This window comes from Endozoicomonas atrinae, assembly GCF_001647025.1.
In the GTDB taxonomy this organism is placed as follows: domain Bacteria; phylum Pseudomonadota; class Gammaproteobacteria; order Pseudomonadales; family Endozoicomonadaceae; genus Endozoicomonas; species Endozoicomonas atrinae.
In genome coordinates this window covers 15,266-38,045 of record NZ_LUKQ02000030.1, presented here as the reverse complement: position 1 = coordinate 38,045, position 22,780 = coordinate 15,266, and the positions used below count along the sequence as shown (strand labels likewise).

Here is a 22,780-nt window from a genome sequence, read left to right as displayed (position 1 = left end):
ACCATTCGCACCGGAGTTAAACAGCTCAGAAAGGCTATGGGAGTGGATGCGGGAGCATGACTTATCAAACAAAGCATTTTCAGGTTATGAAAATATTGTAGATTGTTGCTGTGAAGCTTGGAATAACCTTTGCAGCGAAGCTGGTCGACTGTTCAGTCTGTGCTCCCGTGATTGGGCAGTTATACAGTAGTTAGAAAATTCAATTGGTATTATGAAGCTTTGTATATTAAGTTGTTAGCGTTAAAACTGAACAGGCTGAGTACTTTGCTGACAGTTATCAAGATAACTAAGCCTCATAAGGTATTCATTATTCTCCTGACTGTATTAAGATAGGTTAAAGGCTTACCTTTCTTGAGAGTGAGGGGCGACCATGCATAATAATATTAAGCCCGCGTGGATCTTTTGCGGGGTATTTCTGGTCACATTGCTATGGGCACTGGAGTTTGATAATCGGCCAAGAACCCGACTGGCCATTCCCTACTCATCCGACCATCTCAATTCATCAACGATTGAGCAGGTAGTCACGCAGAGCGATCGGGGCAATGAGTTAGAGTCTAAAAAGTTTTCAGCAAATCTGGGCCAGCTGGCACAGGCCGATCAGTCTGAGCGAACATATAATCTCCAGCCTCACCGAGACAGTTTGCTGAGTGACTCTTCACGTAACCTGTTGATCGACTCTGCTAATCGGCAGTTGCCTGCACAGGAACAGGTTTTTGCTTCTAAAGGCTCTGAGCCGGTAGAGCCGCTCCGTGATAATAACCCGCTTCATGCCGCTGATCGTCTGTACAGTTGTTTCGGTAATAGTTGTCTGAACGTCATTGCTGATCATTAGGCTTACAGAGCCAGATAATACGGTGACATCAATTGCCTGGTTTGTTCTGTATAGTGAGGAGTCTGGTCATATATGGTGATAGTCTCCCCCTGAGTTTCTTGTGGTTCCTTTGGGTTCAGGTGTCTTAAGACCAGAACATAGCGATGGTTCGAATGGTGGCTTGAAGAGCGCAGCCCGATTTGCTTTAACAGGACCAGCCCTTCCAGAGCAGCTGCTCCCAAAAAGTGCTTTGTAGATTCCACTGGCAGTAAAATCCAGGCTTCGCCATTGTCTGCCAAATGCTTGCAAACCGCTTTTGCAAGGTCAGTAAAACTCAGGCTATCGGTATGCCGGGCCATATTTCGCCGATGATCATCCCCCTTAAAGGATTGCTGAAAAAAAGGGGGGTTCGAAATGACACAGTCAAAGCGCTGGGTATTGTTTGCAGAGAAAGTTTGGATAGCGCTATTGACCAGCTGGAACTGATCGGCCCACGGACTGTCGGCAAAGTTACTGACAGCCTGTTGTGATGCTTCTTGATCCAGCTCCACGGCTGTGATTTTCGCATGACAGTTCTGCGCTGCCATCAGGCTTAGCAGGCCGGTGCCCGCGCCAATATCCAGAATGGACTGGCTTTGTCTCAATTGCGATGACTCCGCCAGAAGGGCTCCAAAGATGCAGGCATCCGTGGTGACTTTCATAGCGCATTCACCTTGTTCAATTCTGAACTGTTTAAAAGCAAAGTAGCTGTTTCTGGCCATGATGTTTACTTTCTACTGAGATGCTGCTGAGCCAGTACTGCAACAATAATCATAATCAATCCAGCATAGGTAGCTGGATAGATAGACTCGCCAAGAATATTGGCAATGAAGATCAGGGATAGAAACGGGCTGAGGTAACTGATATTGCTGATCATGGCGGTATTGTCTGCCAGTTTAAGGGCTTTTAACCACAGGATATAAGCAAAACCCATTTCAACCAGTCCAACATAGGCCGCTGCGGCCAGACCTTCAGAGGAAATAGGCCAGAAGCTGGAAAAGAGGGCGGTGGCACCAATAATCCAGGGCAGTCCACAGATGAAGCAGATCAGCAGGCCGACCACAGGATCTCCTTCGCGTCGAGTATTAAATATCCAATAAAGCGCCCAGATAATGGTACTGGAAAGCGCCAGAAGGACACCTGTGGGACTGGAGAAATTGAGATTTTGAAACTCCCCACGGGTACAGATAATCAATACACCAGCGTAGGCCAGCAGGCAGCAGAGCAGACTTTTAAAAGACAGTTTTCTGCCCAGTAAAGGAACGGCAAGCAGGGTTAGCGCCATTGGCCAGCTGTAGTTTAATGCCTGCGCCTGCTGAGCCGGAAGCAGATCATAAGCGCCGAACAGGGCAACGTGATAGAGAAAAGGGTTTAACAGTCCCAGTACGATGAATAATCCCGGTGATTGTTTGAATTGGGAAACGATTAAACCAGCCTTGCCCTGAATCATGACAATGATGGTAAGCAGGATGGTGGAGGTTGCCACAGACCAGAATACCAGCTGCCATGGGTCAAGATGTTTAAGGGCTATTTTAAAGGCGGTGGCAATGGTCGACCACAATAAGGCCGTAGCCAGAGCGTAGAAACAGGCTTTGCTATTGTCTGTCATGAATACTGCTTGGAGACGTTAAGTGAGTAGGTTTGGGTTGTGACAATACTATCTCACAGGCTCCAAAAGAAACAGGCAAAAGCGTTGGAACCACGGAGACCACAAAGACCACAAAAGAAAAAATATTTCTCTGTGCTCTTTGAGGTCTCTGTGGATACCTATGCAGAGATGGAGGAAATACCTAAAAGAGGTTAGCGTTCAATGGTGATGGTAACATGACGGTTATTTCTGCGGCCTTCTCTGGTTTGATCTCCGGCCTCCAGTACACCACCTGCAACCGCTTTGATTCGATTGCCACTGACTCCATGGCCTTCCAGGTATTTTTTGACACTTTCAGCCCGGCGCAGCGCGAGTTTCCTGTTGTATTCCACTGGTCCGGTTGAGTCAGTGTAACCAACCGCGGTCAGGCGAACATTGGGCTGCTTTTTGGCCGCATCAGCGATTTGATCCAGTTCCTGACGACCCAGCTGGTCAATATCGGTTTTATCAAAGCCAAAGTAAACGATTCCCAGCTCTCTCTGCAGTGGGCAGCCATCTGCATCGACTGGAACGCCTTTGGGGGTATTTGGGCACTTATCCATGGCATTAGGAACACCATCCCCATCACTGTCGACAGGGCAGCCGTGCTGGTCAACAGCTACGCCGGCAGGGGTGTTGGGGCAGCGATCCATATTGTCTGGGACACCATCGCCGTCGGAATCGGGGCAACCGTCAGCATCCACTTTTACACCATAGGGGGTATTGGCGCACTTATCCATGTAGTCAGGGACGCCATCATTATCTGAGTCTACAGGGCAGCCACTTTTATCGACTTTTACGCCTTTGGGTGTGTGTGCACAGCGGTCTTTTTTATCAGGAACACCATCGTGATCACTGTCACCCCCCGTCAGTGCACAGATAGCGGCACCGACCAGGGCGCCACCTATAGCACCGTAAGCTGCTGATTTACCACTGTCTGATGAGCTCTTACTGTTGGCTGCAGCGCCAACAAGACCGCCTGTACCAGCTCCAATCAGGGCGCATTGGCTCCACCGGTTCATATGACCATCACTGGCGCAGCCAGCAAGAAAAAGTGGGATCACGAACAGAGTTAGCGTTTTAAAGGGAGTGATGAAACGCATGAATCAAACTCCAGGTGTGTCGAGTTAGGGATGTATTGACGTCTAATCGAGTAAGAATTTCCCACCACATAATCTGAATGCCATGGCCGACAGTATGGACAGTGAGTGCTATTAAAGTACCTCAAGTATGTTTGGAGAAGCGCTGTAACACTCTGATTGTTAACGTATAAGTTTTGACCGAAGCCGATTGCAGATGAAGCAGATAGGTTATTGGAGGATTAGCAGTTTCGAGTATAGGCCAAAATATTCGCTGCCAGCAGAATATTGGCAATAAAGCAAAAGCTTATATCTTGTTGATCGTGATTCTGTCTAGCGGGGGCTTGATTAAATGGCTCTGTGCAGCCAGTCACTCTGGACTCTTATCTTTATTGGAAGATGACCGATAACCATGAGCATGAAAACCAAGATTCCAGTAGCGATACAGCGATTTATCTTCCTTTTTCAGGCTTTGCCCAGAAAGGTCTCATTGAAACTGTTCACCTTGTATCTGCTTGCTTTACCGGCTGTGGAAAGTCGAGCCGAGATAATATTGCATAGGGCTGTTGAACCTGCACGGATTGGGCTGGATATCAGTATTTCTGGTGAGAAACTGACGCTATATATTGCCCTCAATGAAGAGTCTTTATCGGTACTTAAAAAAAAAATGGATCTGGAGCTGATGTATAGTCAGCTTCAAGGTATGCAGTACTTTGCTCTGCCATCTGCAGCAGCCCATTGTCAGGTAATTGGACTTCATGTCAATCGGGAGGGGGATCAAATCAGTGGCTTTCAGACATTCAGCTGTAAAAGTCCCGGACAGCTCAAATACATAGACGTGAAACTTTATGAAGCTCTGCCTGACTTGAAAGCGATTGATGTCTGGCTGACAACAGAAAACTGGCAAAATAAGACCGTTGTTTATCCTGACAAGCTGCAAGTTTCCATTAAGGCGGGGATATTAAGATGATAAATGTTCAGGCCGTCTCCATTCATGACCTTGAGCAAAGTATTGGTGATTCAGAAGTTTTGAGGATTTCAGAGCTGGTGATCAATGCTGGTGAAACGGTGTGCATTCAGGGTGGGAATGGTTCTGGAAAAACGACCTTGTTAAGAACCCTGATGGGGCTTGTCCGCGGTAATAGTGGTGATGTGATGGTTATGGGCAATGATATGAGAAAAATTGGAACCTCCTCTCTGGAAAGACTTCGTGCCGACTCTATCGGGTTTGTTTTTCAGCATTATCGGCTGGTTCCTTATCTCAGTGCCTTCGATAACATTCTATTACCCTGTTATTTCTCGCAGAAAAGAAGATACGAAGCCGAAAGGCGATCTGGGACAGCAGCCAAGGATGCCATTCGTCTGATTCGGAAGCTCAGCTTAAGAGACCCGTCCCGACTGTCAAAAAATGCAGCACAATACAGTGCTGGCCAACAGCAGCGCTTTGCTATTGCCCGTGCACTGATTGGCAAGCCTGAAATGGTGTTGGCCGATGAGCCGGCTTCAGCCATGGACTGCAGGGGGAAGAAGGCCGTTTACCAGCTATTACAGGAAGAATGCCGTGCCAGTGGTGCAACACTGATCTGTACAACCCATGATGAAAACGGCATTGATGGTTTTGACCGGTATGTGAATATGGATACCTTGAATCTGGCAAGGGAGCGCGAAAACCGATGGTCATCATGAAGATTATGCGCAAAAGCCTTGGTCAGAGAGCCGGGCGCTCAGCGATTTCAATTCTGGCACTTGCTTTCAGTATTGCGCTTCTTCTGGTTATCAGCCATATCCATGAAGCTGTCAGGTCCTATGCGCGCCAGGTGTCTTCAGGGGCAGACCTGATTGTCGGAGCACCTTCGCAGCCTGTCCACCTTGTACTTTACAGCCTTTTTCGCATTGGCCCTCCTCCTCCGGTTATTCCCTGGGATATATATGAAGACATTGCTGGCCTGGAAGATATAGAGTGGGCTGCGCCGGTGGCGACCAACGAAAGTCACCGTGGATATACAGTGACAGGCAGTACTGCGCGTTATATGGAAACCCTGCAGCTGAAAGCCCTTAATTTCATTGGTGCCAGTGGCTCAGGCACGGCATTCAGGAATCATCGTTCTGCATTCATTGGTGCCAGTCTGGCAGCAGACTATCAACCTGGAGAAACCCTGACGATAGCCAATGGCTTTTCACCTTCATTAAAAGATGAGTATCAAACACCATTTATTATCCAGGGGGTTTTAATGGAAACCGGAACCTCACTGGATAATAATATTTTAATTCCTATTGAAGGGTTACGTAAAACCCGAAAAGCTCATGGAATAAAAAACGACTATCTTAATTTTATTTTGATAAAACTGCGACATCGGCACTCCCTCTTTAAGGTGCAGCAGGAGCTGAAGTCAAAATTTAATATACCCCTTGAAGTAGTGATTCCCTCGTTCGAACTGGAAAAGCTTGGGCATTATCAGCGAATGCTGAATAATGTTTTTATGGCGATGAGCTTTATTATAGGGCTGCTCTCCCTGATGATGATGTACTTTAATCTTTCTGCTGGTTTTGCGGAGCGAAAGCAGGAAGTCGAACTGTTGCGAATGGTAGGGGCAAGGCCCTGGCAGCTGGCAGGTCTTACATTGGCAGAACCCATGCTGCAGATCCTGGTTGCTCTGTGCTCTGGTGTCGTTATATATAAAGTATCGACTCTTTTCCTGGGGAGCTGGATTCCTGTTGTGAGCAGCATCGCACTGCCTCTGGAGCAGCTGCTTTGGTTGTTGTCGCTGTTTTTACTGGGTTTTCTGGTTGCCTGCCTGCCAGCATGGCGAATGTATGGTTTTTCCAGAAGAACTTAGAGCTTGTTGCAGCAGGCAGGATAAATCAGTTGATTTGAGAAGTACAAACAGGCTGTCTTTTACCTAATATACAGGTTAGGGATAATATTTTCTTGTGCAGGCTTTATGGGCCAGCATTGATAAAATCTCATAAGTTTGCCCTGAAAAATCAGTTCCTTCTTCTTATGAGTTATATAAAACAGTTTATGGCGGCATCCATGGATGGGGCTGCCACCATAAACGCTAAGATTTTTTTTCACCTGTTATCAATAGAAGTGCACACTTTCCTTCTTAAGCACAACAACTTGAGAACGGCTTTCATGATGTTTTCAGAATTTAAATGTCAATCTTCTTGTATCTATTGATATAAGAGTCAAAGCTTCAGGAAGTTTGTCTGAACTATAACCTGTATGTGATCTGTTTTAGCTTCAGTATATTTAAAGGAAATATCCATGAGCAGTGGCTTAATCGTTGATTTTATAAGCCATCTATTTCTATAAAAATGATAGCAATAATGCGTAATACATAACGAGAAAAAATACTCTAAAAAACATTGAAACCAATTAAAGATGGCCAAAGTCTATTGTAAGTGCCTACTAAATAGATAAAAGAGGTTTTTATTATGGATATACGACCTTCCACTCCACCAGTGATGTCTTCTGCAGATACTCAGGTTTCCGGTGAACAGAAAGCTGAGCAGAAAGAAGTTCCTTCCAATATTGGTGGAACGGATACCTTAAAATCAGTCTCACCTGATGAGAATAAAATGCCAGAAAGAGGGGCTGGCGATGGTGGACCCAGTGGTGATTCAATAAGTGAGAAGAGCATTAAGGGAGCTGAAACCGATACTCAAATGAGTCAAAAAGGTGCTGGTGATCTAGAAAAATCAGGTTCTGACAGTACATCAGCAGAAGCGCCAATCTCAAAAGAGGGGGATGAAAAGGAGCTTAAAACAGTAACAGATAAGGTTCAAACTATTCAAACGGGTGATAATTCTGAGGTGACAGAAACCCCAGAAGCAACAACAGAGCCACCTGAACTGGAGAAACATGATCCCGAGGCTACGGAAACCTCTGGAGCTGCAGCAGAACCACCAAATCTGGAGAAAAATGACTCTTTGGAGGCTGTAGGGGATAATACAAACGCAGATGAAAGTTCCGAGCCTGAGGTGAAAGGAAGAATTGACAGTAAGTCAGAAGAAGGCAAAAAGGAAGAAGAAGGTTAATGATTATTTAGCTTTACGGTGTGTTGAAAGCTAATGATTTATTAATCAGCTTCCTTGGTCTTTAGAATGTGAATAGAGCTGTGTTATAACTTTTGGACTTATATTTCTTTTATCAGGCGTTTATGGATAAGTTAATTAACAGGCTCGTTGGGAGAAAACAAAACCGTTGGAAATTATTTTCAGTTACCTCTTCTGTCCACTCTGGGTGAATAACATGGTTTTTACCCATTGTACCCAATAAATTATGGATGTGATCGAGTCTGTCTGGATCTAAAGAGCCCTCATTTTCTAGAAGAAATATTGACAGACGCCAGAGTACTGACATGATATCCACGATATGGTTGTTATTATTACCTTCTTCTGTAAGTGCTTTCAGTGTTTTCGACAGGGTGAGTTTACTTGAAAAATCCACCAGCTTGCTGACGGGGAAATTACGGCGTTGCAAGTCGAGATTCACATCTTCACGATACTCATCAAAGAGATCATCGCTCATGGTTAACAGTAACTGTGAGGTGGCTCTTGCCATCACATTCACTAAGGCAATATTTTCAGGGGCTTCCAATACAGACTTTGCGAAAACTGCTTCATGATGGTGTTTTTCTTCCAGTGTTGTCAGTAGCTCATGGTAATGGGCCTGTAAGGGGCTACCTGGAGCAATCTTGAAAAGTTCTGTATCGAATGTGGCGCTGGCTTTTTCTCCCAGGAGACAGCACAAAGGATAAAAACCATGACGGTTTTTAACGGACAACGCTTTAACCCCCTGTGGGGTTTCAATCATACGGTTCAGGCATTTTGTGAAGCCACAGGTTGCTGCCAGATGGACCGCGTTATTTTCTTCAGGGTCTTTCTCTAAGACCGACTGAGGCTCAAGTTGTAAGATTTGTTGAGCCTGCTCCCAGTTCTTATCTCTTATGGCCTGATGGAGTTTTGTGAAGCCAGCATCGGGCTCCGTCTTCATCAATACATCTGTAGTATTAAGGGGCCTTTTTTGTACCAACGTTAAGTTATGCTCTGGAAACTTCTGGGAGGGGCAACAGTGGCTTTTGATAAGGTGCTTGTGAGTATGAGCTTCAGCCTCTACTGAAAAACCGCTCAGGGACTTTTTTCTCAGGTTTTTATTCAGGGTTTCATCAGTGAACAGTGTACCAGTAGAAGGTTTGGCTGCCGGTTCGTTAGTAACCTTTTCAGTCCGGGTGGCAGACGGGTCAGGATGAGTAGAGCCATAAATCATAAGTGTGGCTTTTTATTTTGATTGTCTAACGATCATTATGGCCAAGATCCCTTCCTGGGGCGATAACATCCCTGACTTTCTGCTTGATTTCCTTGGGTTGAGGAAAACCTCCATGCTTTTTTCTTTCCCAGACCTCTTGACCGTTCAGCTTTATAGTAAAGATACCGCCGGTTCCCGGCTTTAACCGGACTTCACCTATATCCGTGCTGAAGGTACTTAGCAGTTCCTGTGCCAGCCAAGCAGAACGTAACAGCCATTGGCATTGACTGCAGTACTCAATCTCGATAACGGGCTTTTCTGTCATGGCTCCCTCGCTTAGAATCCGCAGCTTATTTTTTACGCTTTATAAGTTGTGGCCTCATCTTCGTGGAGAGTGCCCATTTTATCAAGGCTCTTTTATCAAGACAGGTACAATGCATGGATTCAATGGTTGATCCAGCGATTGAAAACTATTGCCAGGCTATGACATCCGGTGAGTCTCCGATTCTGGCAGAGCTTGCTCAGGCCACAGTGGACCGAACCCGCTACCCGGTGAATCTCTCTGGTCGGCTGGTGGGGCAGACCCTGAAAATGCTGCTTAAGATCAGTCGCAGCAAAACGGTTCTGGAGATTGGTATGTTTACTGGCTATGCTGCGCTGTCCATGGCAGAAGGTTTGCCAGATGATGGTGTAGTTTATGCCTGTGAGACCAACCCCAGATCCATTGCCATAGGGCAGGAGTTTTTCGACCGCTCCCCCCATGGCCATAAAATCAAAGTGCTCTTTGGCAGAGCACTGGATACCATCCCGGAAATCAGGGAAAAACTGGACCTGGTATTTATTGATGCGGATAAGAAGAAGTACCGTGATTATCTGGAGATGGTACTGCCCATGATGAACCCGAACGGGCTTATCGTTATTGATGACGCTCTCTGGAAAGGGAAGGTGCTTGATCCTCAAGAGGAACGGGATCAGGTGATTGCAGACTTGAATCGTTATATTTATGAGCACCCAAACCTTGAGAGTGTGCTGCTGCCCATTCGGCATGGTCTAAATATTGTGCGAAAAGTCTGATCTTCTACCGTTCTACCATTTATCCACTATTATCCATTACTCCCAAATGGTTATTTAAGATAAGGGGGCGTTCATGATTATCTATGAAGTCAATTGTCTGGTGGATAATGGTATTGTGGATGAGTTCAGGGCCTGGTTAAAGCCACACGTTGAGGCAGTGCTGAAGGCTGATGGGTTTCAAAGTGCGGAAGTACTTAACCTGACGGATGATGATCAGCTGACAGCAAGACCTTATTCAACGGGCTTTTCTATTCGCTATCAAGTGTCTGGGCAAAGTGCGCTGGATCACTATCTGTTGCACCTTGCTCCTGCACTTCGTAAGGATGGCATTGATACATTTGGTGATCAGTTCACAGCTTATCGTCGTGTATTAAAAGCAGACGCCTGACCATCACACCTAAGACAACCGGGAGCAGATATACTCCCGGCCTGCCATTCAAAGATGATTATAACTGTTGATCATCTGCTGGATCTCACCGGACTGGTGCATCCTTTTCAGCTCGTTATTCAGTTGCGAAACGACAGCTGGATCCGTGTCTTTATGCATGGCAAGCCAAAGGGAGCTTTCGCTGAAGGTGTGAATGGGTTTGACCGGTATATTAAAGTTGGATGCGGTATAAGGCCCGGTCAATGAACTGGAAGCCCAGAGTTCAATCTTGCCAAGTTTCAGTTTGACGACATTGACCGCATCGCTTTTGGCGGGCACAACACCAATTTTGTGCTCCATCAGATGATCCGTGATGGCATCGTACTCATAGGACCCCACCTGAAACTGTTTCAGGTCATCCAGTGAGTTGATGGTCACTTCACTGTCCTGAGGGGCAAGAATCACCCAGTCCTCCTTATAAAGAGGGCCTACCCACTGAAAACTACCCTCACGTTCAGGGGTTCGGAACGTGGAGTATACGCCGTAGCCAGCAGTGTCCCTGGCACTGTTGTAGGCTTCATCCCAATCGCTCATCAGGGTGAAGTCCACATCATAGCCTGTGGTTGCAAAGAGCTTGCGCATGATATCGGTGGCAAATCCGGAAACCCGGTCATTCCTTGCGTAGGAAGTGCCATTGTTGGTCATGTTCAGTGGAGGAAAGTTCTCAGTGACCAAGTGGAAACTGGTGATCTGGGCGTTGCTGGCTAAGGAAAAAAACAGCAAGAACAAAAATGGAATACGTCGAAACATCATTGCGATCCCTACAGCTTGAAATATTGTTCGGTGAGTTATTGCTGGTCAATTGTAAGAGAAAGTGGGGGAGGCTGAAAACTATATATCCGCTGTCATGTGAGGGAGGGAGTATAATGTTATTATGTTCCCTGCAGTATTAATAATAAAGAACGCGCACTATTTTTTGCTATGGAGCGTAGATGCCACTCAACAGTTGTTAGTGGCGGCAGTTTCCATGCATCTCGCTGATTAGGCGGTACTAATTTATTGTTCAGGTCAAAGAAATGTTGGGGTTATTTTTGTTTATCGTCTGATTTATTCCCGAAGGTATGACGGGTATGACAGTGAATGGTCTCTCCCAGACCTTTACTTCCACCACTACGATCCCATTCTGGGTGGTGGCCATGAGGTGCGCCGCTCCCTTTTCCTTCAGGTATATCATACTGTGAATTGATAAACAGTTCATGAGCAAAAGCAAGGTCTGTTTTAGGTTTAGAGGGAGCAGAAAGGCCAAACATATTTTTCCCTATTATGCCCAGCATTGTTGCTCCTTTGCTATTTGAGCCTTTCCTTTCACTCAGTGCCTTTTGATAAACTTCTGCATAGCTGGTTTCACCATTATTGTTTTCGGCTTTCTGTAAGGGGTGTAAAAGTTCCGCATTGCCGGAAACATTTTTCACTGATGTTCCTCGCATCATACCTTGTTGCTGCTCTTCTGTTACGTCATCACTATCTGAATCCGAGTAACAGCATAGACAGCAGATATCACAGCAAAAAATATCCATTGATTCGTTAGTACCATTGTTGGTTATTTATGTGCATTGATTGCTTTAATTTAGAATCAAAAGAAGATACATCAATTTTGTCTGATGTGTTTTGTGTCTTTTTGTTCTTTTTTTTGGGTTCTGCCTGCCAGATTTTTGCTGTAATAAGCAAATTAACTATGCATATCCTGTATTTATTTTAATCTTGTTAGAATTTTTTGGCGTCAACCGCTTTAAAACAGAATTAAAATTTAAAATTAATGTTTTCTAAGGTTTTTTTTCTGTTATGTCAGTATGTTAGAACTTGTACTTGTGTCTAGGATTGGTTAGATTCGCTCTCCACTGAAGGAGGACAGAGTGCCTTCTGTTCTTCTGATGATTCCAATAAATACAAGAAGGTGGTCATTCAGGATGACCCGTGAAGGAGTACTTGAGTTTATGAATCAAAATCTGGCAACCCGTATTCTTGCCTCTCTGGTAATTGGTCTTGTGCTGGGTAGCGCAATTCAGCTCTTTGCCAGTTCGGATGGTTTTTTGCAGACCTATCTGGTGGATGGTTTGTTCCATGCCGGCGGAAGCATCTTTGTTGGGATGATCAAACTGCTGGTAGTGCCACTGATCTTTATCTCCATCGTCAATGCAGTTTGCAATCTGGAAGATGTTGGCCAGTTTGGACGTCTCGGTTTCAAAACCTTTGGCTTGTATCTGGTCAATACTGTGGTCGCGATTACTGCTGCGATTGGTCTGGCCATGGTGGTTCAACCGGGTATCGGTGCTAACCTGGGGCTGGCAGATGAGTCCCTGACGTTAAGCCGTACCAGTCTGCCAAATCTGCTGGATATGGTGATAGCGGTTGTACCAACGAATCCGGTACAGGCATTTGCTGAAGGCAATATTCTTCAGATTCTCTTTATGGCCATTGTCACCGGTATCGCGGTGAAGAAGCTGGAAAACCATGAGACACACAGTGTCAGTAATGCTTTTGCTCTGGCAAACAGCGTGATGATGAAACTGATCACCATGGTGATGAGTATGGCGCCTCTCGGTGTTCTGTTCCTTACCGCCAAGCTGGGTGCAACCCTGGATGCTGGCAGTATTGTCAGTGTGATGGCTTATGTCCTGACGGCTCTGGCGGTGATGGCGGTGTGGCTGTTTGTCTTCTACCCCTTGGTTGTTGGCATTACCACGGGTATCAGTCCACTGCAGTTTATTCGTCAGACCCGTGAACAGATGATGTTCTCTCTGTCCACCGCCAGTTCCAATGCGACCATTCCGGTGACATTCAGAACGCTGACGGAAAAACTGGGAGTTTCCGAGAAGGTAGCAGGATTCTCGGTACCACTGGGTGCCACCATGAATATGTCTGGTGCGGCAATCTATATGGTGGTTGCTACTATCTTTGTTGCCAACGCTTATGGTGTTGAACTGGGTAGCACTGCACTGTTTACCCTTGGCTTTACTGCATTTCTGCTGGCGATTGCTACCGGTGGTATTCCCGGTGGTGCGGTGGTAACCACGGGTGTTCTTCTGCACACACTGGGTCTGCCCGCTGAGGCTCTCGGTATTATCATTGCCACTGACCGGATTCTTGACGCCGCCTGCACTGTAACCAATGTGGTGGGTGATACCGCAGTCAGCACCATTGTTGCCAAGAGTGAAGGCCAGATTTCTGATGTTGATTCCGTAGCTAATGAGAAAGCGACAGGTGAAGTTCAGTACAGCTGAATATTTCCAAATCTGAACTAAAGATAAAGCCAGAAGTGCGATAAGTGCTTCTGGCTTTTCTGCTTTATAAATGAGGCAGGATAACCTTAGATCAAACAATTGTTTGAAGGTTTAGCAGATCATTCTTTATACTCGAAAAAACAGTAATAAAAAGAAGAAGTATAAGGACGTAGAAATGGATTTTAATCGATCATTGCTAAGTATTGCCATTGCGGCAGTAACTGCTTTCTCTTTTTCCAGTGGAGCAGTAGCCCAGTGTTCAGGATCCCCTACCTCTGAAGGCGGTGACATCGTCATCAGTGTTGAGGGTGAAACCTGTGGCGCGGTCAGTGTTGATGCTTCTCCCGATCAAGGCGGCAATGGTCGTGTTGGTAATATCTCTGTTGAAGGTACTATTGATAGCAGTGGTGATGGTGTAGCACTTTATATTAATGCTGTTGGACAGTTTGATGGCAATGAACCAAGTGTCGGAAATATTATTAATAGTGGCACCATCAGATCAGCTGAGGAAGGTATTCAGGTCGGTGATTACTCTCAGGCAGCAACCGGTATTATCGGTAATATAATCAATACTGGTGAAATTTACTCAGTTCGGGAAGGTATTGATGTAACTCTCGATGATAATGGTCAGGTTGGTAACATTGAAAACCAGAATAAAATTGAGTCCAGCGAAAAGTTTGGCCTCTTTGTCAGCACCTATGGTAATAGCTCAGTTCAGGATGTGATTAATTCCGGAGCGATAAAGAGTGGTTACGATGATGATGCCTTTAAGGTCTATGCCAGGGAGAACAGTAGGGTTGGAAACATTGTCAACAGTGGAAGTATTCAGTCAGGTTAGTGGGGGCTAGTGGTTCAGACCAACGACCTGGTAGGTGATGATGGCAATGCCCTCGTTGGCAATGTTACTAATTCAGGAGCGATAAATGCTGAGGAAGACGCTTTATATGTCTTTGCCAATAGAGGGACTATTGGTGACGTTGTCAATTCTGGAACTCTGATTTCTCAAGATGATTATGGACTCTATATTCGAACCTTTGAAGGAGGCACCATTGGGACGGTGACCAATAGTGGTTCAATTACATCGGTGAACGATGATGCCGTTCGATTTGAAGGTCTGTCTCATACCTTTGTCAACACCGGAACCATTACCGGACTGACCAGCTTCATGGGAGGTGAGCACACTTTTATTCTGGAAGGCGGTCTTGTTGATGGCAATGTAGAGGGAGCTTCGGCAGTTCGAGTGACCGGCATTGCCGAATTAACGGGTAATATTTACGGAATACAGCCTTATTACAGCAACATTAATGGCGTTAATTACGCCAGATTTGATTCAGAAGTGGAGTATGCTGATTTTCTTGCAAAAGCAGCTGCCAGTGCCATAACTATTACCGATACCGGTCGTTTGCAGGTTGGTACTAAAGGTGATGTTGTATTTGAGGTTGATTTAGTCCAACAGGGCGAACTGGCGGTTCTCCTCGGTGGAGAAAATAATCTTCAAAATGGTAATCCAACCGCCAGGTTGACGCTTCAGTCTCAGACGGTTCTTGTTGGTGAAGAAGGGAATGCTCAACAGGAAACAGTGACTACCCCCAAGGCTGAATTTGCCGAGGGGGCTTCCATTCTTGTTATACCGGACTATAAAGGTGACTTTGCCTATGGCGATACGGAGCAATACCGTGTTCTGAGTGCCACAGGAATTACCGGTATTCCGGCAGTGTCTTCTGCATCCATTCTATACACCGTCGATGATGCCTCGGTGGTGGAAGGTCAGCATGTGGATGTTAAGGTTTCAACCACTGACCTCTCAGCCGTGGTTGCAGAAAATAGCAGTGATGCTCTGGTAAATCAGGTTGCCGGTTTTCTGGAAAGCTATCTTGGAAGCCTTGATCAACAGACCGCCGCTGGCTTTATTGACAGTGAGCAGCTGCTCAGCATTTCTGATACTGATGGTTTGATTGATTATCTCCAGCAGCAGTATCCCAGCGGCGATACGGCTGCCCTGGCTGCCATTGCCGCCGCTGCAGAACAGATGCAGGGCGAAGTGTTCAACAACTTGCTCTCACGACTGGCCAGCCTTCGTGACGGTGGTCGTTCCGGTGTATCGTCCGGTGATGTGCTGGAGCAGGGGGCTGTCTGGTTGAAAGCCATCGGTGCAGAAGCGGATCAAGGTAGCCAGAGCAGTAATGGCACCCGTTACAATGGCTATAAAAGTCGATTGAAGGGTATCAGTTTTGGTGGTGATACCGATCTGAGTGATACCTACACGTTGGGGGCTTCTTTCAGCTATGCCGAGGCGGATGTCAATGTTAAGGATGCCTCCGCCAGCAGCGATATTGAAAGCTATCAACTCAGTGTATACAGCAACTTGCAGAATCATGACTGGTTTCTTGATTCCATAGTCAATGTTGGTTTCAACCGGACTGAGAGTGTCAGTTATGACGGCAGTGTCAAAGGTACTTCCGACTACAGCAGCAAACAGTTAGGCCTGCTGGCAACGGGTGGTAAGGAGTTCTGGTACAACAATAATGACACATTGGTTGAGCCTCGAGTCAGCCTTGAGTATAGCCATCTGAGAACGGAGGATTATTCTCAAAGCTACAGTGATGGGTCACCTTCTACACAGGTGTCATCGGATAACATCAATGTTCTGGAGCTGGGTGCTGGTGTTCGTTTTAGTCATCTGCTGGAACTGGGCCGTGGTATCCTGCTGCCGGAAGCAAGCTTGATGGTATACCACGACTTTGTTGGCGATGCTGTGAATGCCGATGTCATTGCCGAGGTGTTCAATCAGACCCTTACATTACGGACCATTGGTGTAGCCCCTGAGAAAACATCCTATAAAGCAAGCCTGGGCGTGGATTACTGGATGGATAACAATCTGAGCTTTCTGCTTAACTATGAGCATCGATGGGCAACAGGGTTTAAATCTGACAGCCTGCAGGCTCAGATGCGTTATGATTTTTAAGTCTGCCTGATACCAGAGTATGACTCTTGGTGTTTTTCATAGGAATAGCGTTCTGAAATATGACCGCTATTCACTTAAAGCCTTGGGTAACCCAGTTTATCCATATGTGCCATGGCCGCCCCGGGGTTTACCACTCCGTGTCCCCATGTTTCATTGATCATATTGCCTCCCTTTTTATCAGCGGTCAGAAAAATGATGCTGGCAATGTCGGGTGGCGCCAGCTCGGGTGCCCGTTCATGAATCATCGCAGCTAAAGCGGTTACGTAGGCTGTGGCTCCACTGGTGCCTTCGTAGAAGTTAAAGGTACCTGTATAGTATGGCGCTGCGACGGTTCTGTCTTTAAGCACTCCGGCGGGTTTATTGGGTTTGTCCTTGCCCAGATCACCAATCACATTAATGAAGAAGTCTTCAATACCAAGATCCTGTGCAGCCAGCATATGAAGATTACAGGCATTATAAAACTGTGCGCAGACATATTGAGGCTCATTAAAAAAATAGAATCTGATGGGCGTTTCTGTCGAACCTATGTGGCGGTTGATAGTGGCGGCCTGCTCCGAACAGACGTTAGTATCATTGCCTGCAGCACTGATAAATAAAGGTAGCTCCGGAAATCGGTCAATATATTCCTGAAGTATGGCTTTGGCCATACCATAGTCAGAAAGGATATAGCTCTGGTTGACAATAATAATATGGCTTTCTGTGTCCAGGTTCAGTGGTGGTGGGCGATCTAACGGCCCATGAAAAATGTTGGCCAGCACCTCAGGCAAGCTTGAAACCCGGGGCCACAGCAAGCTGGGGAAGCTTTCCTTTACGGATTTTGGCAGTTGTTTTTTCAGATGATCCGCGGGAGGAAGGCCATGATTGTCTTCTTTCATAACATCCAGGTGCATGGTGAAAGCCCAGGACCTTATATTGAGCTTATCTTTTATCCCGAGCTCTTTGTGGTACTTTCCAATAATGATGTCTCTCATAAGCTGGCCGTGGGATGGCGAAAAAGGTCCAAGGCGGTTAGTAAAATGATCTTCAATCAGTATAATTCCATGCTGTTTTTCAGGCGGGTGGTTATTAGCTGAGGCCGAAGAGGATAAGGTTCCCAGAATCAGGAAAGTCAGAAGTACTAGGGTAGGATAATGAATAGTCATGCTAGGTCATCAACGGTCACTGCTCGTCAGAATTTATAGACAGTATTTCTGGCAATTTTGTTTCAGAATTAATAGGGCTCCCTACAGGAGCCCATTGGTCTGTGGGTTATAATTCACCAGCCCCCTGAGAAGCACGACAAACATAGATATCAGCAACAAGGCCGTTGGAGTAGGTTGGATAGTGTTCATGAACCGCCTGTTTGACAGCGTCCACTTTTTCTTCCGGAATCAGGGCAACGACACAGCCTCCAAATCCACCACCGGTCATTCTGACCCCACCTTCACTGCCAATGACGGCTTTAACAATGTCAACAATGCCGTCAATGGCTGGAACAGTAATCTCAAAATCATCCCGCATGGAAATATGGGATTCAGCCATTAACCGCCCCATGGCTTTCAGGTCTCCCCTGGCCAGTGCTTCGGCAGCTGCCAGAGTGCGATCATTTTCAGTCACAACATGTCGGGCCCGGCGATAGGTGAGTTCATCCAGCTCACTCTGGCTGGCTTCCAGCTGATCCAGGGTAATGTCTCGCAGAGCCTTAACGCCAAAGTGCTGAGCTGCCGCTTCACACTGTGCCCGGCGAGTGTTGTATTCACTGTCCACCAGGCCGCGTTTTACATTGGAATTGATGATCACGACTGCAGCGTTTTGAGGGATTGGCACCAGTCGGGTATCCAGTGACCGGCAGTCCAGCAGCATGGCGTGGTCTTCCTTACCACAGGCTGAAATCATCTGGTCCATGATGCCGCACTTGCAGCCAACAAACTCGTTCTCTGCTTTCTGGCCAATCAGGGCCAGTTCTTTCAGACTGACATCCAGCCCGGACATTCGGGTCAGTGTCAGGCCCGTAACCACTTCCAGGCAGGCGGATGAACTGAGACCTGCACCCTGGGGAACATTACCAATAATGGCAATGTTGACACCCTTGAGACTCATGCCTTTTTCCATCAATACAGTGGCGACACCACGAACGTAGTTGCTCCAGAAGGCTTCTTCGCTATGAGAAACCGGTAAGGAAAGCTCAAACTCGGATACCTGTCCGTCGTAACTGTGAGCAGTAGCCACGACTTTCTGATCATCTCTTGGAGAAGTAGCAATCATTGCCTGGTAGTCAATGGCGCAGGGCAGCACGAAACCATCGTTGTAGTCGGTGTGCTCACCAATCAGGTTGACCCGGCCTGGTGCCTGAAAATAGTGAGTTGGCTGATGACCAAAGGTTTTCTCGAACAGTTCAGTCAGGGTTTGTTGCTGGTTCATCATACTTTCCATAACTCTTTTCAAAATTGGGATCAATCTTAAAGATTCTCTGCAGGCTCGGCGCTGTTTTCCAGATAGTGCACATCGGGCAGTTCGCGCAGACGGGCGGCAGCCTGCTCAGCGGTGAGATCACGCTGAGTTTCTGCCAGCATTTCAAAACCCACCATAAACTTGCGAACGGTTGCTGACCTCAGCAGTGGTGGATAGAAATGAGCGTGCAGTTGCCAGTGGCGGTCATCTGTACCTGCCTCGCCCTGATGACAGGGCGCACCGTGCCAGCCCATGGAGTAGGGGAATGAGGTCTGGAACAGGTTGTCATACTTTGTCGTCAGCTTTTTCAGGATGTCGGCCAGGGCGTCACGTTCCACTTCTGTCAAGTCGGGCATGCGCAGTACATGGCGTTTGGGCAGCAGGAGTGTTTCAAATGGCCAGGCAGCCCAATAAGGAACTACGGCAATCCAGTGGTCGTTTTCAACGACAGTGCGTTCCCCGGACTCGGATTCCCGCAATGCATACTCAACCAGCAGGTTGACGCCCTTGTCGTTCAGCCATTGACGTTGGTTATCGTCTTCTTTGCGTGCTTCGTTGGGGAGAAAACTGCTGGCCCAGATCTGGCCATGAGGATGTGGGTTGGAACAACCCATCACGGCCCCTTTATTTTCAAACAGCTGCACCCAGGGGTAAGTCTGTCCCAGTTCAATAACCTGTTCTGCCCAGGTATCCACAACCTTGCGGATTTCCTGCTCGGACAACTGCGGCAGGGTTTTGCTGTGATCCGGTGAAAAGCAGATAACCCGTGCTTCCCCTCTGGCAGGGCTGCTCTGGAAAAGGTCTGATTCGCTGATTGCATCCGGGGTATCTGTCAGCAGTGCCGGGAAATCATTGGGGAAAACATAAGGGTCGGTATAGTCAGGGTTATGGTCACCGGTAATACGGTCATTTCCCGGGCAGAGAAAGCACTCAGGATCGTGAACCGGACGAAAGTCTGGAGCTGTTTTCTCCACCTGTCCCTGCCATGGGCGCTTGGCACGATGGGGAGATACCAGTACCCAGTCGCCAATCAGTGGGTTGAATCGACGGTGTGGATGATCAACAGGATTAAATGGTGTCATTGGTTTGCCTTTATTCGCTGCCCGCCTCCCGCTACCCGTTAAAGATAAGACGATCTTTTACGGGAAACGGGTAGTGGGAGGCGGGCAGCGGTTTTATTAATTAAATCCGTTCGGGTTTTCTGACTGCCAGCGCCAGGTATCTATCGTCATATCTTCAACGGTGCGGATGGCTTTCCAGCCCAGCTTTTGCTCGGCATAGGCAGGATCGGCATAGCACTGGGCGATATCACCGGGGCGGCGTGGCTGGATTTTATGAGGCAGCACTTTGCCACAGGCTTTTTCAAAGGCATGAAGCATATCCAGTACACTACTGCCTTTGCCGGTACCCAGGTTATAGGTATGCACGCCGTGATCAGCCCAATGGGTTCGCAATGCCGCAAGGTGGCCAAGGGAGAGGTCGACAACATGGATGTAGTCGCGCACACCGGTACCATCGTGGGTAGCGTAGTCATTGCCAAATACGTTGAGCTGCTCCAGCTTGCCCACGGCCACCTGGGCAATATAAGGCATCAGGTTGTTGGGGATACCGCTGGGATCTTCACCGATTAGACCCGATGCGTGGGCGCCAACTGGGTTGAAATAGCGCAGAATGCTGAAATTCCAGCGATCATCGGACGCTGCCGTATCACGAAGAATCTCTTCCACCATGAACTTGCTGCGGCCGTAGGGGTTTGTGACCTGTCCAACCGGGAAGTCTTCCTTGATCGGTACTTCATGTGGGTCGCCGTATACCGTTGCAGAAGAGCTGAAGACCAGATGACGTACGTCAAACTCTTCCATGATTTCCAGAAGTTTTACCGTACCGCTGACATTGTTATCAAAATACGCCAGGGGTATCCGGGTAGACTCACCCACTGCTTTTAATCCGGCAAAGTGAATCACCGCTTCAATGGAGTGCTTGTCGAATACGGCACGAAGGGCTTCTTTATCGCGTATATCGACAGGATAAAAAGCGGGTTGTTTACCCGTCAGGCTTTCCACACGGTGCAGGGAGGTCTCATGGCTGTTGCACAGGTTATCAACGACGACGACGTCATAACCGGCATTCAGTAATTCCAGACAGGTGTGGCTGCCAATGTAGCCAGCGCCTCCGGTGATCAGGATGCTCATTGTCTACCTCGTTCAGGCAGCGTGTCTGCCTGTTGAATAATCTCTTGTGATCATTTTAGAAACAGGTTGCAGTAGGTTTCTTTTACGGTTTTTTCTCTGTTTTTCCCGAAAACAAAGATTTATGCGATGGCAGCAGGTATCATGATGAGGCTTTTTGATAAGGGTCAATATTTGTGAGCAGTCAGCAGCCGTTGTCTGTCGGGCAACCTGTCAGGAAAAAAAACTGTGGAACCGAAGGTGTGGTACCCATGCCTGGATCAATTTCCGATATTCAGGGGGACATCTTTTATATCGAAAACCGGGCACCTTATATTATGGACAGTGGTCATGTTCATGGCCATGTTGAGTTGAACTATCTGCTGGGGTGCTCTGCTACTTATATTGTTAATGGGCGGGAGCAGCGTATCCCTGAGAACCGGCTGGCCATCTTCTGGGCCAACATGCCGCATCGGCTGGTGACTCTTGAGGAAAGAAGTCAGGGGGAAGGCATGCTCTATAACCTCTATATCCCCTTACCGGAGTTTCTTCAGTGGCCATTAACAGAACAACTCAGGCAGGAGGTGATGACAGGCTCTATTGCCCTGGCAAAACCAGATCATGACTATCTGATCATGAGACTGAGTCGATGGTATGAGGATTTTCAGAGTGTGCATCCGGAATTGAAGGAGATTATTCTGGGTGAGCTTTCGCTGCTGTTAAAAAGAATCAGTTTTCAGGGGTGGGATCACCCGGAGAGTTTTTCATCTGGAGATCATTTTGAGGAATCACCGGCAGAAACGGATCAAGCTTCCAGTAATCCGGGGAGTGGTCGGTTGAAAGGTGTACACCACGTTTCCACCATGATTCACTTTATAGGGGAAAACCTGCATCGGCCTATTTCAACGGCAGATGTGGCAGCTCATCTTGGCTTGCACAAGAATTATACGACTAACCTTTTTACCAGCGTGATGGGTGTATCCATTAAACAATATCTGCAGTTTCAGCGTCTGCAGAAAGCTCAACTGCTGCTTATGGACAGTGAGCGCCCCATTGCCGACATCGGCTATGCCTGTGGTTTCAGTTCTCTCAGTCGTTTTTATGAGGCTTTTCAGCGTTACTTTGGTATGCCGCCGGGGCAATTCAGGAAAAAGCTTTTATAACTCAGGGTGCGTTATGAACCACTGACCGTAGTACCCGATTACCTTCAAAATATACGGTCAATTTCTGATCTGGGTAATACCAGCGAGTGATGGCGGGTTCGCCAATGGTTTCAGTCTGGCTCGCGTTGCCCAGTATTTGCCTGACCTCATCCATGGTTTGACCATGTTCCGGTAGAGCCAGAGATTGGCGCAACTGCTGAGACTGGCTGCCTACGGGGACTATGATCGTGCCATCTGAATGTGGGGACTCTGGTGTAAGGCTGCTGGCCGAGACTTCAGCTGTAAAGAGTATGCAAAAGTTTAGAAAGGTAACTGACAAAAGAGTCAATAGTGCTCTGTTCATTTAGCGTTTAGCCTTGTTTATGTACTGATACACACTATGGTGACGTAGTCAGTGCTGATGGCATTTATATCAATAAACGATTGTTCAATATTATTCTACTGTATCCCACACTAGACCGAACTGAAATGGCTCCTGCTACTATTTTTCCTTATCCTGCCGAGCTGTTGGCATAAATAGAAGCA

Annotated in this window: 23 protein-coding genes and 1 pseudogene; 12 read left to right on the top strand and 12 right to left on the bottom strand. The window is 47.1% G+C overall.

Going from position 1 to position 22,780, the window contains the following annotated elements; genetic code table 11:
• Both AK963_RS35145 and AK963_RS06410 read left to right on the top strand, forming a co-directional pair.
• Positions 1–190: pseudogene (locus AK963_RS35145) on the top strand (IS630 family transposase); the annotation flags it as partial.
• A gap of 180 nt (positions 191–370) precedes the next feature.
• The gene (locus AK963_RS06410; RefSeq protein WP_066014633.1) at positions 371–832 is read left to right on the top strand and encodes a hypothetical protein; all 462 of its coding nucleotides are present in this window, start codon (positions 371–373) and stop codon (positions 830–832) included.
• 2 nt (positions 833–834) lie between these two features.
• Here AK963_RS06410 and AK963_RS06405 read toward each other — a convergent pair whose 3' ends face one another.
• The 3 genes from AK963_RS06405 to AK963_RS36570 all read right to left on the bottom strand — a co-directional run bounded on the left by AK963_RS06405 (position 835) and on the right by AK963_RS36570 (position 3,580).
• The gene (locus AK963_RS06405) at positions 835–1,512 is read right to left on the bottom strand and encodes a tRNA1(Val) (adenine(37)-N6)-methyltransferase (protein ID WP_175404455.1); all 678 of its coding nucleotides are present in this window, start codon (positions 1,510–1,512) and stop codon (positions 835–837) included.
• 65 nt (positions 1,513–1,577) lie between these two features.
• Positions 1,578–2,459, bottom strand: a complete 882-nt coding sequence (locus AK963_RS06400) for a DMT family transporter (protein ID WP_066014631.1) — start codon at positions 2,457–2,459, stop codon at positions 1,578–1,580.
• 191 nt (positions 2,460–2,650) lie between these two features.
• Positions 2,651–3,580: an OmpA family protein gene (locus AK963_RS36570; RefSeq protein ID WP_066014630.1), complete on the bottom strand. Its 930-nt coding sequence runs from the start codon at positions 3,578–3,580 to the stop codon at positions 2,651–2,653.
• A gap of 388 nt (positions 3,581–3,968) precedes the next feature.
• Between AK963_RS36570 and AK963_RS06390 the strand changes: the two genes are divergently transcribed.
• The 4 genes from AK963_RS06390 to AK963_RS06370 all read left to right on the top strand — a co-directional run bounded on the left by AK963_RS06390 (position 3,969) and on the right by AK963_RS06370 (position 7,597).
• On the top strand, positions 3,969–4,526 hold the full coding sequence (locus tag AK963_RS06390; RefSeq protein ID WP_066014629.1) for a ZrgA family zinc uptake protein: 558 nt from the start codon (positions 3,969–3,971) through the stop codon (positions 4,524–4,526).
• Positions 4,523–5,242, top strand: coding sequence for an ATP-binding cassette domain-containing protein (locus tag AK963_RS06385; protein ID WP_066014628.1), 720 nt, complete (start codon positions 4,523–4,525; stop codon positions 5,240–5,242). The genes AK963_RS06390 and AK963_RS06385 overlap by 4 nt, the downstream gene beginning before the upstream one ends.
• Entirely contained in the window at positions 5,230–6,393 is a 1,164-nt protein-coding gene (locus tag AK963_RS06380) for an ABC transporter permease (protein ID WP_066014627.1), read from the top strand. Before AK963_RS06385 ends, AK963_RS06380 begins: the two co-directional genes overlap by 13 nt.
• Positions 6,394–7,138: 745 nt before the next feature.
• Positions 7,139–7,597 carry a prolipoprotein diacylglyceryl transferase gene (locus AK963_RS06370; protein WP_238593655.1) on the top strand — a complete coding sequence of 153 codons (459 nt, stop codon included), beginning with the start codon at positions 7,139–7,141 and terminating at the stop codon, positions 7,595–7,597.
• A 112-nt stretch (positions 7,598–7,709) separates the two neighbouring features.
• On the opposite strand, the gene AK963_RS35130 is transcribed toward AK963_RS06370, so the two are convergent.
• Both AK963_RS35130 and AK963_RS06360 read right to left on the bottom strand, forming a co-directional pair.
• Positions 7,710–8,828 carry a hypothetical protein gene (locus tag AK963_RS35130; protein ID WP_066014624.1) on the bottom strand — a complete coding sequence of 373 codons (1,119 nt, stop codon included), beginning with the start codon at positions 8,826–8,828 and terminating at the stop codon, positions 7,710–7,712.
• A gap of 25 nt (positions 8,829–8,853) precedes the next feature.
• Entirely contained in the window at positions 8,854–9,132 is a 279-nt protein-coding gene (locus AK963_RS06360) for an Rdx family protein (RefSeq protein WP_066014623.1), read from the bottom strand.
• 113 nt (positions 9,133–9,245) lie between these two features.
• On the opposite strand from AK963_RS06360, the gene AK963_RS06355 reads away from it, so the two are divergent.
• Entirely contained in the window at positions 9,246–9,881 is a 636-nt protein-coding gene (locus tag AK963_RS06355; RefSeq protein ID WP_066014622.1) for an O-methyltransferase, read from the top strand.
• A gap of 73 nt (positions 9,882–9,954) precedes the next feature.
• Positions 9,955–10,269 (top strand): DUF4286 family protein, encoded by a 315-nt coding sequence (locus tag AK963_RS06350; RefSeq protein WP_066014621.1) that lies wholly within the window; start codon positions 9,955–9,957, stop codon positions 10,267–10,269.
• A gap of 48 nt (positions 10,270–10,317) precedes the next feature.
• Here AK963_RS06350 and AK963_RS06345 read toward each other — a convergent pair whose 3' ends face one another.
• Both AK963_RS06345 and AK963_RS06340 read right to left on the bottom strand, forming a co-directional pair.
• Entirely contained in the window at positions 10,318–11,061 is a 744-nt protein-coding gene (locus tag AK963_RS06345) for a substrate-binding periplasmic protein (protein ID WP_066014620.1), read from the bottom strand.
• A gap of 272 nt (positions 11,062–11,333) precedes the next feature.
• Positions 11,334–11,738, bottom strand: coding sequence for a hypothetical protein (locus AK963_RS06340; protein ID WP_139117274.1), 405 nt, complete (start codon positions 11,736–11,738; stop codon positions 11,334–11,336).
• A gap of 477 nt (positions 11,739–12,215) precedes the next feature.
• On the opposite strand from AK963_RS06340, the gene AK963_RS06335 reads away from it, so the two are divergent.
• From AK963_RS06335 to AK963_RS06325, 3 genes are all read left to right on the top strand, one after another.
• The gene (locus AK963_RS06335) at positions 12,216–13,529 is read left to right on the top strand and encodes a dicarboxylate/amino acid:cation symporter (RefSeq protein ID WP_202969730.1); all 1,314 of its coding nucleotides are present in this window, start codon (positions 12,216–12,218) and stop codon (positions 13,527–13,529) included.
• Between the two features lie 175 nt (positions 13,530–13,704).
• Positions 13,705–14,367: a hypothetical protein gene (locus AK963_RS06330; protein ID WP_066014618.1), complete on the top strand. Its 663-nt coding sequence runs from the start codon at positions 13,705–13,707 to the stop codon at positions 14,365–14,367.
• A 9-nt stretch (positions 14,368–14,376) separates the two neighbouring features.
• Positions 14,377–16,494: an autotransporter family protein gene (locus AK963_RS06325; protein WP_066014617.1), complete on the top strand. Its 2,118-nt coding sequence runs from the start codon at positions 14,377–14,379 to the stop codon at positions 16,492–16,494.
• Between the two features lie 74 nt (positions 16,495–16,568).
• Here AK963_RS06325 and AK963_RS06320 read toward each other — a convergent pair whose 3' ends face one another.
• The 4 genes from AK963_RS06320 to galE form a co-directional block, all read right to left on the bottom strand.
• Positions 16,569–17,465 (bottom strand): S8 family serine peptidase, encoded by an 897-nt coding sequence (locus AK963_RS06320; protein ID WP_175404453.1) that lies wholly within the window; start codon positions 17,463–17,465, stop codon positions 16,569–16,571.
• 277 nt (positions 17,466–17,742) lie between these two features.
• Positions 17,743–18,897: a galactokinase gene (gene galK, locus AK963_RS06315; RefSeq protein ID WP_066014637.1), complete on the bottom strand. Its 1,155-nt coding sequence runs from the start codon at positions 18,895–18,897 to the stop codon at positions 17,743–17,745.
• Between the two features lie 35 nt (positions 18,898–18,932).
• A complete protein-coding gene (locus tag AK963_RS06310) occupies positions 18,933–20,006 on the bottom strand; it encodes a UDP-glucose--hexose-1-phosphate uridylyltransferase (protein WP_066014615.1) in 1,074 nt (357 codons plus the stop codon).
• 96 nt (positions 20,007–20,102) lie between these two features.
• Entirely contained in the window at positions 20,103–21,116 is a 1,014-nt protein-coding gene (galE, locus tag AK963_RS06305) for a UDP-glucose 4-epimerase GalE (RefSeq protein WP_066014614.1), read from the bottom strand.
• A 173-nt stretch (positions 21,117–21,289) separates the two neighbouring features.
• Here galE and AK963_RS06300 point away from each other — a divergent pair, with 173 nt between their 5' ends.
• Complete coding sequence (locus tag AK963_RS06300) at positions 21,290–22,255, top strand: helix-turn-helix domain-containing protein (RefSeq protein ID WP_066014613.1); 966 nt, start codon at positions 21,290–21,292, stop codon at positions 22,253–22,255.
• 1 nt (position 22,256) lies between these two features.
• Here the strand turns inward: AK963_RS06300 and AK963_RS06295 are convergent, their stop codons facing one another.
• Positions 22,257–22,598 (bottom strand): hypothetical protein, encoded by a 342-nt coding sequence (locus tag AK963_RS06295; RefSeq protein WP_083232500.1) that lies wholly within the window; start codon positions 22,596–22,598, stop codon positions 22,257–22,259.
• Positions 22,599–22,780: the final 182 nt, after the last annotated feature.

Coding starts and splice junctions, on each gene's coding strand:
- AK963_RS06335 (WP_202969730.1), top strand. CDS start 12,216: ATGACCCGTGAAGGAGTACTTGAGTTTATGAATCAAAATCTGGCAACC.
- AK963_RS06385 (WP_066014628.1), top strand. CDS start 4,523: ATGATAAATGTTCAGGCCGTCTCCATTCATGACCTTGAGCAAAGTATT.
- AK963_RS06390 (WP_066014629.1), top strand. CDS start 3,969: ATGAGCATGAAAACCAAGATTCCAGTAGCGATACAGCGATTTATCTTC.
- AK963_RS06345 (WP_066014620.1), bottom strand. CDS start 11,061: ATGATGTTTCGACGTATTCCATTTTTGTTCTTGCTGTTTTTTTCCTTA.
- AK963_RS06350 (WP_066014621.1), top strand. CDS start 9,955: ATGATTATCTATGAAGTCAATTGTCTGGTGGATAATGGTATTGTGGAT.
- AK963_RS06340 (WP_139117274.1), bottom strand. CDS start 11,738: ATGATGCGAGGAACATCAGTGAAAAATGTTTCCGGCAATGCGGAACTT.
- AK963_RS06400 (WP_066014631.1), bottom strand. CDS start 2,459: ATGACAGACAATAGCAAAGCCTGTTTCTACGCTCTGGCTACGGCCTTA.
- AK963_RS36570 (WP_066014630.1), bottom strand. CDS start 3,580: ATGCGTTTCATCACTCCCTTTAAAACGCTAACTCTGTTCGTGATCCCA.
- AK963_RS06320 (WP_175404453.1), bottom strand. CDS start 17,465: ATGAGAGACATCATTATTGGAAAGTACCACAAAGAGCTCGGGATAAAA.
- AK963_RS06310 (WP_066014615.1), bottom strand. CDS start 20,006: ATGACACCATTTAATCCTGTTGATCATCCACACCGTCGATTCAACCCA.
- AK963_RS06330 (WP_066014618.1), top strand. CDS start 13,705: ATGGATTTTAATCGATCATTGCTAAGTATTGCCATTGCGGCAGTAACT.
- galK (WP_066014637.1), bottom strand. CDS start 18,897: ATGATGAACCAGCAACAAACCCTGACTGAACTGTTCGAGAAAACCTTT.
- AK963_RS35130 (WP_066014624.1), bottom strand. CDS start 8,828: ATGATTTATGGCTCTACTCATCCTGACCCGTCTGCCACCCGGACTGAA.
- AK963_RS06295 (WP_083232500.1), bottom strand. CDS start 22,598: ATGAACAGAGCACTATTGACTCTTTTGTCAGTTACCTTTCTAAACTTT.
- AK963_RS06355 (WP_066014622.1), top strand. CDS start 9,246: ATGGATTCAATGGTTGATCCAGCGATTGAAAACTATTGCCAGGCTATG.
- AK963_RS06405 (WP_175404455.1), bottom strand. CDS start 1,512: ATGAAAGTCACCACGGATGCCTGCATCTTTGGAGCCCTTCTGGCGGAG.
- AK963_RS06410 (WP_066014633.1), top strand. CDS start 371: ATGCATAATAATATTAAGCCCGCGTGGATCTTTTGCGGGGTATTTCTG.
- AK963_RS06370 (WP_238593655.1), top strand. CDS start 7,139: ATGCCAGAAAGAGGGGCTGGCGATGGTGGACCCAGTGGTGATTCAATA.
- galE (WP_066014614.1), bottom strand. CDS start 21,116: ATGAGCATCCTGATCACCGGAGGCGCTGGCTACATTGGCAGCCACACC.
- AK963_RS06380 (WP_066014627.1), top strand. CDS start 5,230: ATGGTCATCATGAAGATTATGCGCAAAAGCCTTGGTCAGAGAGCCGGG.
- AK963_RS06360 (WP_066014623.1), bottom strand. CDS start 9,132: ATGACAGAAAAGCCCGTTATCGAGATTGAGTACTGCAGTCAATGCCAA.